Source organism: Salinivibrio sp. EAGSL, from assembly GCF_013366455.1.
GTDB lineage: Bacteria > Pseudomonadota > Gammaproteobacteria > Enterobacterales > Vibrionaceae > Salinivibrio > Salinivibrio costicola.
In genome coordinates this window covers 13,661-26,722 of sequence record NZ_JABWMG010000019.1, presented here as the reverse complement: position 1 = coordinate 26,722, position 13,062 = coordinate 13,661, and the positions used below count along the sequence as shown (strand labels likewise).

16 protein-coding genes and 1 pseudogene are annotated in these 13,062 nt (G+C 50.3%); 7 read left to right on the top strand and 10 right to left on the bottom strand.

The features are described from left to right. Positions 1–20: 20 nt before the first annotated feature. From ptsN to HLG76_RS12045, 9 genes and pseudogenes are all read right to left on the bottom strand, one after another. On the bottom strand, positions 21–464 hold the full coding sequence (gene ptsN, locus HLG76_RS12085; RefSeq protein WP_077645737.1) for a PTS IIA-like nitrogen regulatory protein PtsN: 444 nt from the start codon (positions 462–464) through the stop codon (positions 21–23). Positions 465–467: 3 nt separating this feature from the next. Then, on the bottom strand, positions 468–755 hold the full coding sequence (gene hpf, locus HLG76_RS12080) for a ribosome hibernation promoting factor (protein WP_021022677.1): 288 nt from the start codon (positions 753–755) through the stop codon (positions 468–470). 25 nt (positions 756–780) lie between these two features. Next, the gene (locus HLG76_RS12075) at positions 781–2,250 is read right to left on the bottom strand and encodes an RNA polymerase factor sigma-54 (RefSeq protein ID WP_021022676.1); all 1,470 of its coding nucleotides are present in this window, start codon (positions 2,248–2,250) and stop codon (positions 781–783) included. Positions 2,251–2,371: 121 nt separating this feature from the next. Next, positions 2,372–3,096: pseudogene (gene lptB, locus HLG76_RS12070) on the bottom strand (LPS export ABC transporter ATP-binding protein). Between the two features lie 8 nt (positions 3,097–3,104). Continuing rightward, positions 3,105–3,641: a lipopolysaccharide transport periplasmic protein LptA gene (gene lptA, locus HLG76_RS12065; protein WP_175993733.1), complete on the bottom strand. Its 537-nt coding sequence runs from the start codon at positions 3,639–3,641 to the stop codon at positions 3,105–3,107. Beyond that, on the bottom strand, positions 3,622–4,185 hold the full coding sequence (lptC, locus tag HLG76_RS12060; RefSeq protein ID WP_077459898.1) for an LPS export ABC transporter periplasmic protein LptC: 564 nt from the start codon (positions 4,183–4,185) through the stop codon (positions 3,622–3,624). Before lptC ends, lptA begins: the two co-directional genes overlap by 20 nt. Further along, the gene (gene kdsC, locus HLG76_RS12055) at positions 4,182–4,742 is read right to left on the bottom strand and encodes a 3-deoxy-manno-octulosonate-8-phosphatase KdsC (RefSeq protein ID WP_077576237.1); all 561 of its coding nucleotides are present in this window, start codon (positions 4,740–4,742) and stop codon (positions 4,182–4,184) included. The genes lptC and kdsC overlap by 4 nt, the downstream gene beginning before the upstream one ends. Continuing rightward, on the bottom strand, positions 4,742–5,716 hold the full coding sequence (kdsD, locus tag HLG76_RS12050) for an arabinose-5-phosphate isomerase KdsD (RefSeq protein ID WP_077660145.1): 975 nt from the start codon (positions 5,714–5,716) through the stop codon (positions 4,742–4,744). Before kdsD ends, kdsC begins: the two co-directional genes overlap by 1 nt. Positions 5,717–5,730: 14 nt before the next feature. Beyond that, entirely contained in the window at positions 5,731–6,693 is a 963-nt protein-coding gene (locus tag HLG76_RS12045; protein ID WP_021022670.1) for a calcium/sodium antiporter, read from the bottom strand. A 492-nt stretch (positions 6,694–7,185) separates the two neighbouring features. On the opposite strand from HLG76_RS12045, the gene mlaF reads away from it, so the two are divergent. Genes mlaF through murA form a run of 7 tightly spaced genes read left to right on the top strand, consistent with a single transcriptional unit; the run spans position 7,186 to position 11,805 of the window. Then, positions 7,186–7,986, top strand: a complete 801-nt coding sequence (gene mlaF / locus HLG76_RS12040; protein ID WP_175993732.1) for a phospholipid ABC transporter ATP-binding protein MlaF — start codon at positions 7,186–7,188, stop codon at positions 7,984–7,986. Beyond that, the gene (mlaE, locus tag HLG76_RS12035; RefSeq protein WP_269087438.1) at positions 7,982–8,761 is read left to right on the top strand and encodes a lipid asymmetry maintenance ABC transporter permease subunit MlaE; all 780 of its coding nucleotides are present in this window, start codon (positions 7,982–7,984) and stop codon (positions 8,759–8,761) included. The genes mlaF and mlaE overlap by 5 nt, the downstream gene beginning before the upstream one ends. Positions 8,762–8,763: 2 nt before the next feature. Then, the gene (gene mlaD / locus HLG76_RS12030; RefSeq protein WP_021022667.1) at positions 8,764–9,243 is read left to right on the top strand and encodes an outer membrane lipid asymmetry maintenance protein MlaD; all 480 of its coding nucleotides are present in this window, start codon (positions 8,764–8,766) and stop codon (positions 9,241–9,243) included. A gap of 5 nt (positions 9,244–9,248) precedes the next feature. Next, complete coding sequence (mlaC, locus tag HLG76_RS12025) at positions 9,249–9,923, top strand: phospholipid-binding protein MlaC (protein WP_077459895.1); 675 nt, start codon at positions 9,249–9,251, stop codon at positions 9,921–9,923. After that, positions 9,920–10,234 carry a lipid asymmetry maintenance protein MlaB gene (locus tag HLG76_RS12020; protein WP_021022665.1) on the top strand — a complete coding sequence of 105 codons (315 nt, stop codon included), beginning with the start codon at positions 9,920–9,922 and terminating at the stop codon, positions 10,232–10,234. The genes mlaC and HLG76_RS12020 overlap by 4 nt, the downstream gene beginning before the upstream one ends. A 2-nt stretch (positions 10,235–10,236) precedes the next feature. Then, a complete protein-coding gene (ibaG, locus tag HLG76_RS12015; RefSeq protein ID WP_021022664.1) occupies positions 10,237–10,506 on the top strand; it encodes a BolA family iron metabolism protein IbaG in 270 nt (89 codons plus the stop codon). Positions 10,507–10,515: 9 nt separating this feature from the next. Continuing rightward, entirely contained in the window at positions 10,516–11,805 is a 1,290-nt protein-coding gene (gene murA / locus HLG76_RS12010; protein WP_175993731.1) for a UDP-N-acetylglucosamine 1-carboxyvinyltransferase, read from the top strand. An 83-nt stretch (positions 11,806–11,888) separates the two neighbouring features. Here murA and degS read toward each other — a convergent pair whose 3' ends face one another. Beyond that, complete coding sequence (degS, locus tag HLG76_RS12005) at positions 11,889–12,959, bottom strand: outer membrane-stress sensor serine endopeptidase DegS (protein WP_175993730.1); 1,071 nt, start codon at positions 12,957–12,959, stop codon at positions 11,889–11,891. Positions 12,960–13,062: the final 103 nt, after the last annotated feature.

Sequence of the window (13,062 nt, the reverse complement as noted above, 5' to 3'; positions counted from 1 at the left end):
TTCCCCGTTAGCCTGATGGCTTATTGCGTAATAATGTTGTAGAGCTCTTGGTCTGAGTCAGCACTGCGAAGTTGACGACATAGCTGTTTATCGTTCAGCTTCTCCGCAATGCTCGAAAGGGTTTGTAAGTGCACCTTACATTGCTCATCGGGTACCAGTAACGCGAATAGCAAATCCACCGGACGTTTATCAACTGCATCAAACTCGATAGGTTCCGCACATTGCAACAACACCCCGATAGCCTGTTGGCTCTCAAGTGTTCGCCCATGTGGGATAGCAATCCCCGCGCCAATGCCTGTGGTGCCGAGTTTTTCACGGCTTAGCATGCATTCAAACAATTTTTGCGCGTTAGTGCCCAGTTTATCCGCAGCAACCTGACTAATAATTTCCAGGGCGCGTTTTTTGCTGGAGCAGTGGACAGCACTACGCGTGCAGTCCACTGAAAGTACATCTTTAAGTTCCATAGCCTAATGCTGTTTGAGCTTTTCTTTGTGTTTACTCAGTTGTTTAACCAGTTTATCGGTCAACCCGTCAATGGCCGCATACATGTCTTGCGACTGTGCTTTCGCATGGAGCTCGCCGTTATTTACATGGAGCGTTGCCTCTGCGATTTGGTCAAGCTTTTGAACATTCAGTACAACATGGACATTGTTAATGTGCTCGAAAAAGCGCTCGAGTTTAGCAAATTTGGTTTCCACATACTCGCGCAATGGTGGCGTGATGTCGACAGACTGTCCAGTCAGGTTGATTTGCATACACATTTTCCTTCTGTTGAGGCGTCTACAATAGACGCTTGCGCTGGTTTGACGGCGCAATGCCAAGTGACTCTCGGTATTTGGCAATGGTCCGTCTTGCAACTTTAATGCCTTGCTCGGCCAGCAATGCGGCAATCTTGCTATCACTGAGTGGCTTGTTTGCCGGCTCGTCAGCGACCAATTTTTTTATGAAGGCGCGAATCGCCGTCGATGAGCATTCACCGCCATTGTCGGTGCTCACATGGCTGGAGAAAAAGTATTTCAGCTCGAAAATACCGCGAGGCGTATGCATATACTTTTGTGTGGTGACACGGGAAATGGTCGACTCGTGCATATCCACATCAAGGGCAATATCATTCAAGACCATGGGCTTCATGGCCTCCTCGCCGTATTCAAAAAAGTCATGTTGGTGCTCAACGATACAGCGCGTCACCTTAAGTAAGGTGTCATTGCGGCTTTCCAAGCTCTTAATCAGCCATTTTGCTTCTTGTAAGTGTGAACGAATGAATTGGCCATCAGATGCACTGCAGCCATTGCGTCCGTAGGCGGCATATTGTTCGTTCACTTTCAGTTTGGGCACACTGTCTGGGTTGATTTGTACCACCCATTGTCCTTGGTGTTTAAACACGGATACATCAGGGACCACGTACTCAGCTTCGTTGGTGACAATTAAGTTACCCGGGCGAGGCTCTAAACTGTGGATGAGCTGCATCACCGCTTTAAGCTCCGGCTCTTTTAGACGGGTTTCTCGCATGAGTTGGCGATAATCGCGATTGGCAAGTAAGTCCATATGCTCGGTCAAGACCTTGCGCGCGTCTGCCAACCAGGGCGTATTGTCATCATAGGTGGCCAGTTGCAGCATTAAACATTCTTGCAGTGAACGCGCCGCAATCCCCAGAGGATCAAAGTGCTGGACACGTTTAAGCACCGCTTCAACTTCATCCAGTTCAATATCATCACTGCCGAGGCTATCTAAAATATCCTCGGTACTGACTGAGAGATAGCCTTGGTCATCCACCGCATCAATGATAGCCATGGCAATCACGTGATCGTTTTCGGAAAATGGCGTGAGCTCAAGCTGCCATTTTAAATAGTCATATAGCGTCTGCGTGGTTTCCCCTTGATAAACGGGCTGATCATCATATCCACCCACACCGGTATTGCCGGTGCCAGCAGAGTATAAGTGGTCCCATGTCGTATCAACTGGGAGATCATCCGGCATTTCGTTTTTTTCGAACGCATCGGATGTTTCCATGGTATCGGCACTGGCGGTTGCCGTTTCTTGTGAGGCCGCATGCTGATCGTGCTGACTATCACTTTGATCCGTGTCTTGCTCTTGGCCTTCGTCATGTTCCAATAGAGGGTTGGATTCCAACGCTTCTTGGATCTCTTGTTGCAAATCCAACGTCGACAGCTGCAACAGACGAATCGCCTGTTGCAGTTGTGGTGTCATTGCGAGTTGTTGTCCAAGCTTAAGCTGAAGCGTGGGTTTCATAGAGGCTTTACACCTTTCCTTTTTCAACGACCAAAGAGGTTAAAAACGCTTGCTCTGGTCGACAGAGCAAGCGCTTTATTTAACTATAGCCTTGATTGGCATTTTTTAGCGTGAGCCGATCCTACAATTTGAACTGATCGCCCAAGTAAACCCGTTTAACGTGATCATCATTGAGCACCTCATCAGGCGTGCCGTGTGCAATCAAGTGACCTTGGCTGACAATGTAAGCGTGCTCACAGACACTGAGCGTCTCGCGTACATTGTGATCAGTGATGAGCACACCGAGACCACGGTCACGTAAGTGTTCAATGATTTTTTTATATCGATAACCGAAATCGGATCAACCCCAGCGAAGGGCTCATCAAGCAAAATAAATTTAGGGTTCGCGGCGAGGGCGCGCGCAATTTCAACCCGTCGGCGTTCGCCCCCAGAAAGCGCCATGCCTAAGCTGTCACGAATATGTTGGATATTAAACTCGTCCAACAAGTCTTCGGCTTTGTCCTGACGTTCTTCTTTAGTCAAGGATTTACGCGTTTGTAGCACCGCCATGAGATTATCGTAGACGCTGAGTTTACGAAATATCGACGCTTCTTGCGGTAAGTAACCGATCCCCAAGCGAGAGCGATTGTGCATGGGTTGAATGCTGATGTCTTTATCATCGATATAAATCGCCCCCTCATCACGGGCCACTAAGCCCACAATCATATAAAATGAGGTGGTTTTTCCCGCACCATTCGGGCCAAGCAGACCGACGATTTCACCGGATTTCACTTCCAAGCTTACATCGGCGACGACCTTTCGCCCTTTATAACTTTTTGCCAAGTTGGCCGCTGTCAGTGTTGCCATGTGGCCTCTTATTCCGCGTCTGACTCAGATGAATCGTTATTGGATGAATTTTTTTTACTTGTCGGCTGTAAAATCGTGGTGACCCGTTTGCTGCTATCACTCTCGGCAACCAATTGTTGTTTGTCGATTTCGTAGGTGATCACATTGCCCTCTACCTGGTTGCCACTTTGCTCGAGCATCGCATTGGTCGACATTTTGAGATATTCATTACCGACTTCATAACGCAGTTTATTCGCTTCGCCATGAATTTGTTTGCCGTCATCCATGGTTTGCTCAAAGGTTGCCGGTTTACCATAGGCTTCGATGGTTTCACTGCCATCTTTCCCCTCCGGGCGGATAACGATCAGTTTATCGGCCAAGATTTTAATACTGCCTTGGGTGAGCACGACATCTTGTGTGAAGGTCACCGTATTGGTGGCCATGTCCAAATGCTGACTTTCAGATTGAATGTGAATAGGTTGCTCGGTGTCGCTACTCAGCGCTAGTGAGTAGTGCGAAAATAGCAACATCGCACCTGCTAGTGCTTTAACGAGGGGTCGTTTCATATCGGCCTTTAACATCATCTAACAATTCCATCTGGTGGCTACCGAAGTTGCCCTTCACGCGTTTTCCTGTGGTTTGAAAACGGGTGCCCGTGATGGTGGTAGGACTATCGGACCAAAAATCTCGTGTTGTGAGGTTTAAGGTCACAGAGTCGGTGGTTACCGAATCAATTTGTGCATTCGGCAGTAAATTAAAAATACGGACATTGCCCGTCATAGTGAGCAGGTGCTCGTCCGATAAAACGGCGTAGTTTGCGCTCACACGCCACTCTTCATCTTGGCCGTCTTGATAGGTCCAAAGTACAGGCTCATTAAAATGGGTCTCATCGATTTTGGCGTAGTGCTCAAGATGCTTGGCTTCAACGGTATAACTACGCACACCGTCAGCAGTATACTGCACCGTTTCAATGTCTTCGCCGGTAAACAAAGGCTTTTCTGCATCAGGGGTGACCTGTTGCACCTTTTGCCAACGGTGCTGGGCCAATAGGTAATAGCCGCTGAGTGCACAAAGCACGATCAGCAGAAGCAGGCCTAGCCGCCGAGTCATACACTCAAACCTTTGTGTTGATCGAGCTCGCCACGGGCTTCTAGCAGCAAATCACAGACCTCTCTCACCGCGCCAAACCCACCACCAATGTGGGTGACATGATCAGCACGCGATTTTAGCAGTGGGTGGCCATCTGCGACGCAACAAGACAGCCCCACTTTTTCCATCACTGGCCAGTCAATCAAATCGTCACCAATATAAGCTGTGTGTGCGGGAAGTACATCACAGTGCGAACACAAATCTTGGTACGCGGCTAACTTGTCGCTTTGGCCTTGATACACATGTTTGACACCCAGTGCGCGCATTCGGTTCTCAACGATCTGAGATTGGCGGCCTGTAATGACAGCAACTTCAATCCCGGCGTTCATCAATGATTTTATGCCGTAGCCGTCGCGGGTATGGAATGCTTTGAGCTCTTCGCCTTGATTGCCCATATAGACGCGACCATCAGAAAAAACCCCATCAATATCACAGATGAGTAATTGAATGGCAGCGGCACGCTGGAATACGTCGGCGGCGATAGGGCCGTACAGCGTTTCAATTACGGTAGAAGCCATTAGATCACTCCGGCTTTTAAAAGGTCATGCATGTTAAGGGCGCCAAGCAGCTGGCCGTCTTTGGCAACCAACAGCCCGTTAATTTTTCGCTCTTCCATGAGTTTAAGTCCTTCTGCCGCGAGCAACTCCGGCTCAATCGTCACCGGGCCTTTTGACATCACCGAGCCAATGGTGGTGGTATGCAAATCAATTCGCATATCTAACAAGCGGCGTAAGTCACCGTCGGTAAAAATGCCGGTCAGCTGTTGATCAGCATCGACGATAGCGGTCATACCCAAGCCCTTTTCAGACACTTCTAATAAAGCATCGCGCACGGTGGCTGTTTCGGGTACCACGGGTAAACGCGCGCCTTGATGCATCAAATCACTAATGCGCAGTAACAGCTTGCGTCCTAATGCACCGCCCGGGTGCGAAAGCGCAAAGTCATTCGCGGTAAAGCCCCTTGCTTGCATCAAGGCCATGGCAAGGGCATCGCCCATTACTAAGGTGGCAGTGGTGCTCGAGGTAGGAGCTAATGCCAGTGGGCAGGCTTCTTGCGGGACATGAATGTTGAGATTCACTTTTGCTAACTGCCCCATGCTAGATTGCGCATTGCCCGTCATACAGACCAACGGAATGCCCAAGCGTTTAATCACGGGTAGCAAGGTTAATATCTCACCGGCCTCGCCGGAATTAGAGATCGCGAGCACCACATCGCCTTGGTTGATCATACCTAAATCACCATGGCTTGCTTCGCCAGGATGGACAAAAAACGCAGGCGTTCCAGTGCTGGCGAGGGTGGCGGCAATTTTTTTGCCAATATGGCCTGACTTACCCATTCCCATCACCACCACTTTGCCGGTGGCGTTTAGCATCAGCTGGCAAGCCGCCTCAAAACGATCATCAATGGCGGCTTTTAATTGTGCAATCGCGTCTTGCTCAATGTTAAGGACATCCAGCCCGGCGCGGCGAAAGTCAAAACTGTATTCACTCATTGTACTGTGTCCGTTTAGGCGGCAGCGTTAATAAATAGGTAACTTTGGTAACCGATATAACAAAGTAAGAAAACGGCGCCTTCGATGCGATTAATACTGCGTGATTTGCCCAACGCAAACACTAGCAACATAATAGACAGCACCAGCATAATATAATAATCACGACTCATGGCATATTCGCTGATCGCTGAGGGGTTGAGTAACCCAGGAATGGCCATGACCGCGAGAATATTAAACACATTCGAGCCGATGATATTACCCACCGCCAAATCATCTTCACCCTTCATGACGCCGGCAATCGAAGCGGCAAGCTCAGGAAGGCTGGTGCCAATGGCGATAATGGTCAAGCCAATCACCAGATCACTCATGCCAAAATACTGAGCGATGGTAACCGCGGAGTCGACCACTTGATCCGATGACAGCAACAGTAAAGGCAAGCCGATAATAATCCATATCGCCGCTTTCAGGTTGCTAACATCATTAGGAATGTCAGACTGCTGATCGGCCAATATTGGGTCGGAATCACCTGAATCTTTACCAATTTTAATCATCATTAAAATAAAGATCACAAACAGTGTGATCAGTCCCACCCCTTCGAAAAACCCTAGATGATTATTCCAAAGCAAGGCCCCCGCGAGGACGGTGACCCCAAGCATCAGTGGCAGTTCACGGCGAATAATGGTCGACCCAATCGACAGCGGCTTGATCAGCGCGGTAAAACCAATAATAAGCGCTATGTTGGCGATATTTGAGCCTAAAACGTTCCCCACTGCGGTATCGGTTTTATCGGCGAGGGCTGCGTTGGCAGATACCATCATTTCCGGTGCCGACGATCCCATGGCGAGAATCGTCATGCCGATGATTAAAGGCGAAACGCCGTAGTTTTTCGCGATTGCAGCCGCGCCAAAGACCAGTCTATCGGCACTCCATACCAGCACGATGAGCCCAACAATGAGTATGGCAACCGCTATAACCATGACACCTATCCTTTGCGTTGTGAATTTGGTTCAAATGAGGGGCAATTCTGACGGTTAAAGGGGGAAATGTGAAGCAAAAAGCCCCCATGTGAGTTATCAATTCCGGCATTTTCCATCCACTGACTTACGGCTACGATAAAGATGGTTCACCATGAAGCGGGTTGCGGTGACAGGATCATCTTGATGTTGCCGCCGTGGAACGGCCACCGATAAACGGCCGCCTGCTCGCGATTAACGATTGCGCCACGGTTAAGGTTTGTATTGCAGCTAAGGCTGGTATCGTCGCCAAGGCTTATATCGCGGCTAAGGCGCGTCACAGGGCAAGGGGCGCACATTGACCTCGTCTTGACATATAAACCGTTTCTTGGCTGCTATTATCAGGGATGGGTCACGTCCTGCTTGGCCCGATACGCAAGCTAGCTTGTGTTAGGCGGGGTGACACCTTATTATCAGCCACTTCATTTTGTTCCTTTCCAACCATGAGATGCGGCCATGGCAGCAAAGAGCCTGATAGATATCAATGGGATGACATTCTCACGGGGTGACCGATGCATTTTTGAACATGTCGACTTGCAGGTACCACGTGGGCAAATCACCGCCATTATGGGGCCCTCAGGTATCGGTAAAACCACGTTACTACGCTTGATCGCCGGCCAGCTAAAGCCAGACGCCGGTGATATTATTTTTGATGGCCACTCCATTCCCTCGCTAGGGCGTCGCCAATTATTCGATGTCCGCCAGCGCATGAGTATGCTCTTCCAATCAGGCGCCCTGTTTACCGATATGTCGGTATTCGATAATGTTGCCTTCCCGCTGCGCGAACACACAGACTTGGATGAATCCATGATTCATACCATTGTAATGCTAAAGCTCGAGGCGGTGGGATTAAGAGGGGCTGCCGCATTAATGCCCAGCGATCTCTCAGGCGGTATGGCCCGTCGAGCGGCTCTGGCCCGTTCAATTGCCCTTGATCCTGAGCTCATTTTGTTTGATGAACCCTTTGTAGGACAAGATCCCATTACCATGGGCGTGCTGGTGACCTTGATTCGTCAACTCAACCAAGCACTAGGACTAACGTGTGTGGTCGTTTCACATGACGTGCCTGAAGTGATGAGCATTGCCGATAAAGTGTATCTTTTGGCCGATAGCCGTATTATCGCCAGTGGATCGCCGCAATCGTTGCGAGATAATCCAGACCCTTGGGTGCAGCAGTTTTTAGAAGGGCATGCCGATGGGCCCGTGCCATTTCGTTATCCCGCGGGTGAGTTAAAGCAGGAGATTTTCGGTGATTAAAACACAAATCGCGGACATGGGTCGTCGAACCATGCGTGTGGCCGAGTCAATGGGCCGCGCCACCTTTGTGATGACCGGTGCGCTGGTGGGGCGTCCTCAACCGAGTAAAACTTTCCCACTGCTTATTCAACAACTCTATTCTGTCGGAGTACGCTCACTCGCGATCATTATTGTCTCCGGGTTATTTATCGGCATGGTATTAAGCCTGCAAGGGTATTTAGTCTTGTCGGACTTTGGTGCCGAGACCAGCCTTGGGCAAATGGTTGCTTTATCGCTACTGCGCGAGCTTGGCCCTGTGGTCACAGCACTGCTATTTGCTGGGCGGGCGGGATCCGCGCTGACCGCTGAAATTGGCTTGATGAAAGCCACCGAGCAGCTATCGAGTTTAGAAATGATGGCGGTTGATCCGCTGCGTCGTGTCATTGCGCCCCGGTTTTGGGCCGGCGTCATCGCCATGCCCTTACTGGCGGTGATCTTTATGCTGGTCGGGATTTGGGGCGGCGAGCTGGTCGGGGTAGACTGGAAAGGCATTGATCATGGCAGCTTTTGGTCGGTGATGCAGGCATCGGTCGACCTTGGCTACGATGTGGGTAACGCGCTGATCAAAAGCCTCGTTTTTGCTATCGCCGTGACCTGGATTGCACTTTTTAACGGTTATGATGCCACGCCAACCTCGGAAGGGATCAGCCGCGCGACCACACGTACTGTGGTACATTCATCGCTGGCCGTACTCGGCCTAGACTTTGTCCTTACTGCACTCATGTTTGGGAATTAATCATGCAACAGAGTCGTAAAACAGAATTTTGGGTAGGCTGCTTTGTGATCGCAGGGATTGCAGCGCTATTAGCCCTTGCGTTTCAAGTCGCCGATGTTCAGCGTTGGGGGCGGGCAGACACCTACACCCTCACCGCTGAGTTTGACAATATTGGTGGGTTAAAAGTGCGCTCCCCTGTCAAAGTGGGGGGCGTTACTGTTGGCCAGGTAACGGATATTTCGCTCAATCCAGACACCTATGTCCCACAAGTGACACTGCAAATCAGTGAAGAAGCGGGACGTTTCCCGGAATCGAGCTCGGCGTCGATCTACACTGCAGGGCTGCTGGGCGAGCAATATATCGGTATTACCCCAGGGTTTGTCGATGAAGCGCTCGGCATTGGCTATTTAGAGGCGGGAGAAAAAATCCAAGACACCAAGTCGGCCCTTGTCTTAGAAGATTTGATTGGTCAGTTCCTCTACAGCATGGGTGACAAGGAGTAAATGGCATGAGAAAGACACTTATCGCATTTGGCTCGGCGCTGAGCTTGATGTTAGTCAGCCTTGGACAGACGGTACAGGCCAGTGAGCCGGTCGACCAATCCAACCCATATCAGTTGATTGAACAAGTCGCAGAGAATACGTTTTCGCGCATACGCAAAGATCGTACCTTGCTCCGCGCTGATCCCGATTTATTACGTGATGTCGTCAAAGACGAACTCCTACCTTATATCCATACGCGCTATGCGGCGTCGCTGATATTAGGCGCCCAGTATTATCGCAAGGCAACGCCTGAACAGCGCGATGCATTTACCGAGGCCTTCACCGAGTACATGATTGCCTCCTATGCACAGATTTTACTCGAATATGACGACCAAACCATTGAGGTTCAAAAGGATAAACCGATTGATCCGAATGATAAAATTGTCAAAGTTCGCGTCGATATGACTGACGCATCACGTCCTCCTATTCGTCTGGATTTTAGCTTACGTAAAAATACGCGGACAGGAAATTGGCAAGCGTATGACGTGACGGCTGAAGGGGTCAGTATGATCCAATCGAAGCAGTCTGAGTGGAAGACACCACTGCGTCGTGATGGTATTGATGCCGTGGTCGAACAATTAAAAGAGATCGCCAAGCGGCCCATCCGTCGTGAAGATAAACAAAAACAGGATGCATCATGAGCGTCAACTTGACGGCTGGCAGCGAGCAGCACTATCACTTGTCAGGACGGCTTGATCGTGACACAGTGCCTGCCTTTTGGCGTCAGCGTCACCAATGGATCCCAACCGATAACGCCTTAACGTTAGACTTAAGTGCGTTATCACGTGTGGATTCAGCAGGAATGGCGATGTTGCTCCACCTTGATCGTACGCTGCGTCATCAAGGACAGCAGGTACGGTATCAAGGGATGCCTGAACAGCTAAAACTATTGTTAACGCTGAGTAATTTAGACACATTTTTTGACGATGCGGAGCATCAACAAGGAGTTTAAACGTGGAAGCAAGCGACGTTAAAGCCATTTTAGAGGCCGCTTTTTCAGAACAGGCTCAGTCAGTGGACGAGCTGCATGTGAAAGGTGATGGCAGCCACTTTGAGGTCATCGCTGTTGCAGAGATGTTTGACGGTATGTCACGCGTAAAAAAGCAACAAACGATCTATGGTCCGCTAACGGATCACATTGCGCGTAATGATATTCATGCGGTCAGCATTAAAGCGATGACACCGGCTGAGTGGGCACGCGATAAAAAGCTGATGCAGTTGTAAGAGGATATGATGCAAAAGTTTCGAGTGACGGGCAATGGCCCGCTTAAAGGTGATGTGGCCATTTCTGGCGCAAAAAATGCCGCCCTCCCGATTTTATTTGCTTCATTACTGGCTGAAGAGCCAGTCGAAGTCGCGAATGTCCCTAAGTTACGCGATATTGACACAACGATGGCCCTGTTATCACGCTTAGGGGCCAAGGTGAGTCGCAACGGGTCAGTGCATGTTGATGCCAGTGAGATTACTGAGCTCTGTGCGCCTTATGATCTCGTGAAAACCATGCGTGCGTCTATTTGGGCACTTGGGCCGTTAGTCGCTCGCTTCGGTAAAGGCGAAGTGTCTTTGCCTGGCGGTTGTGCGATTGGCGCGCGGCCCGTGGATTTGCACATTAACGGCCTTGAACAGCTCGGTGCCACCATCACGTTGGATGAGGGCTATGTGCGTGCAACCGTCGATGGTCGCTTGCAAGGCGCGCATATCGTGATGGACAAAGTCAGCGTCGGTGCGACAGTCACCATCATGAGTGCGGCGACGTTAGCGCAAGGCACCACGGTGATTGAAAACGCGGCGCGTGAGCCAGAAATTGTCGATACGGCCAAGTTCCTCAACATGTTGGGGGCAAACGTCACGGGAGCAGGCACCGATCGCATTGAGATTGAAGGCGTAGAGCGTCTTGGCGGCGGTAAGCACACCGTGGTGGCAGATCGCATTGAAACCGGCACCTTCTTGGTCGCGGCCGCGGTGTCTGGTGGGCATATTGTGTGTCGCGATACTTCGCCAGAGTTACTCGAAGCGGTCCTTCATAAATTGGAAGAAGCCGGTGCCAAGGTGGTGACGGGTGATGACTTTATCGAATTAGACATGACAGACCGCGAGCTCAAAGCCGTGAACGTGCGTACCGCGCCACATCCGGGCTTTCCAACCGATATGCAAGCTCAGTTTAGCTTGCTGAACTTGGTGGCCAAAGGCACTGGAATAATCACCGAAACCATCTTTGAAAACCGCTTTATGCATGTGCCGGAATTACAACGTATGGGCGCTCATGCAGAGATTGAAGGCAATACCGTGATCTGTGGTGACACCGATAGCCTAAGCGGGGCACAAGTGATGGCGACGGATCTGCGCGCCTCTGCCAGCTTGGTAATTGCCGGCTGTATTGCAAAGGGCGAAACCTTGGTGGATCGTATTTATCATATCGATAGAGGCTATGAGCGTATCGAAGATAAACTGCAGGCTTTAGGAGCTAAAATAGAGCGCATTGACGCCGATGAAGCGAACGAGTCCAGTGATATCGCAGGCTAATTGGCCTTCATGCCTTAACACAAAAAACGCCAGCCCTCACAGGCTGGCGTTTTTTATGGGCGCCTATTTTCGCTATGCGTTGATTAACGCTGCTGGCGTTCATCGCCCACTTTGACCGGCAAGGTCAGGGTTTCACCGTCTCTGATCAGCGTAATGTTAAGCGTTGAGCCAGGACGTGTATCGGTCACCATATCCATCGCACCGCGTGCACCGCGCACGGGCTTGTCGTTAATTTGAATAATCAAATCTTGAGGCTGAATCCCCGCTTTTTCTGCAGGTCCGTCTTTATCAAGCCCAGCGACCATGACCCCACGTTGCTGCTCGGCATCTAATAATCGGGCCATCACCGGGTTTACATCACGGCCATCAATACCAATATAGCCGCGGATCACTCGGCCATCGGCAATCAGTTTATTCATGATTTTTGCGGTTAAACGGTAAGGGATCGCAAAGGAAATGCCATAGGTTTCAAGGTCGGTTGCTTGTTGAAAAGAGGCGGTATTGATGCCGACGAGCTCACCGCGACTGTTTACCAGTGCCCCGCCAGAGTTTCCTCTGTTAATGGCCGCGTCGGTTTGGAGAAAATCCTGGCGACCATAAAAGCTCATCCCGGTCCGGCCGGTAGCGGAAATGATGCCATAGGTGGTGGTTTGCCCTAAATTATACGGATTGCCGATGGCGAGTACGGTATCGCCCACCGTGGGTTGATAGTTTTGATTGACCGGGATCACGGGGAGATTGTCTGCTTGAATTTTAAGCACGGCTAAGTCCGTACGCTGATCTTTACCCACTGTTTGTGCCGTGAAAATGCGCCCATCTTGCAAGGCGACGATCACTTGGTCGGCTTCGGCGACAACATGATAGTTGGTGACGATATAGCCTTTAGCGCTCATGAGCACCCCTGAGCCTAATCCTTGGGTATTAAGCTCTAATTTATCGTTACCGGTATAATTACGGGTGTAGATATTGACGACCGCCGGTGAGGCGCGCTTGACCGCATAGCTAAATGACACCAGTTCTGCCGTGTCTTGGCCGCCGCTTTCAATAAAAGACAGTTCGGATAACACGCCCGAGCGCAAATCAGGCACCGCGACTAATAGCAAGGCAGCCGTGACTAGGCCAATAACCACGGAACGAACAAGTAAAGCCAGCATAAACAATGCCATCCTCAAGCAAAACAAAGCGAGGCTAGAGAATAGCATTGTGAGGTCGGGTTGTGGAAATCATCACCGTCCTGGGCGGATAAAAAACCATGAG

Bases quoted from the DNA above. Each gene is read 5' to 3' on its own strand.
- hpf (WP_021022677.1), bottom strand. From the start codon at position 755: ATGCAAATCAACCTGACTGGACAGTCTGTCGACATCACGCCACCATTG.
- lptA (WP_175993733.1), bottom strand. From the start codon at position 3,641: ATGAAACGACCCCTCGTTAAAGCACTAGCAGGTGCGATGTTGCTATTT.
- degS (WP_175993730.1), bottom strand. From the start codon at position 12,959: ATGCTGGCTTTACTTGTTCGTTCCGTGGTTATTGGCCTAGTCACGGCT.
- mlaC (WP_077459895.1), top strand. From the start codon at position 9,249: ATGAGAAAGACACTTATCGCATTTGGCTCGGCGCTGAGCTTGATGTTA.
- HLG76_RS12045 (WP_021022670.1), bottom strand. From the start codon at position 6,693: ATGGTTATAGCGGTTGCCATACTCATTGTTGGGCTCATCGTGCTGGTA.
- ptsN (WP_077645737.1), bottom strand. From the start codon at position 464: ATGGAACTTAAAGATGTACTTTCAGTGGACTGCACGCGTAGTGCTGTC.
- kdsD (WP_077660145.1), bottom strand. From the start codon at position 5,716: ATGAGTGAATACAGTTTTGACTTTCGCCGCGCCGGGCTGGATGTCCTT.
- HLG76_RS12075 (WP_021022676.1), bottom strand. From the start codon at position 2,250: ATGAAACCCACGCTTCAGCTTAAGCTTGGACAACAACTCGCAATGACA.
- lptC (WP_077459898.1), bottom strand. From the start codon at position 4,185: ATGACTCGGCGGCTAGGCCTGCTTCTGCTGATCGTGCTTTGTGCACTC.
- mlaF (WP_175993732.1), top strand. From the start codon at position 7,186: ATGGCAGCAAAGAGCCTGATAGATATCAATGGGATGACATTCTCACGG.
- mlaD (WP_021022667.1), top strand. From the start codon at position 8,764: ATGCAACAGAGTCGTAAAACAGAATTTTGGGTAGGCTGCTTTGTGATC.
- murA (WP_175993731.1), top strand. From the start codon at position 10,516: ATGCAAAAGTTTCGAGTGACGGGCAATGGCCCGCTTAAAGGTGATGTG.
- kdsC (WP_077576237.1), bottom strand. From the start codon at position 4,742: ATGGCTTCTACCGTAATTGAAACGCTGTACGGCCCTATCGCCGCCGAC.
- HLG76_RS12020 (WP_021022665.1), top strand. From the start codon at position 9,920: ATGAGCGTCAACTTGACGGCTGGCAGCGAGCAGCACTATCACTTGTCA.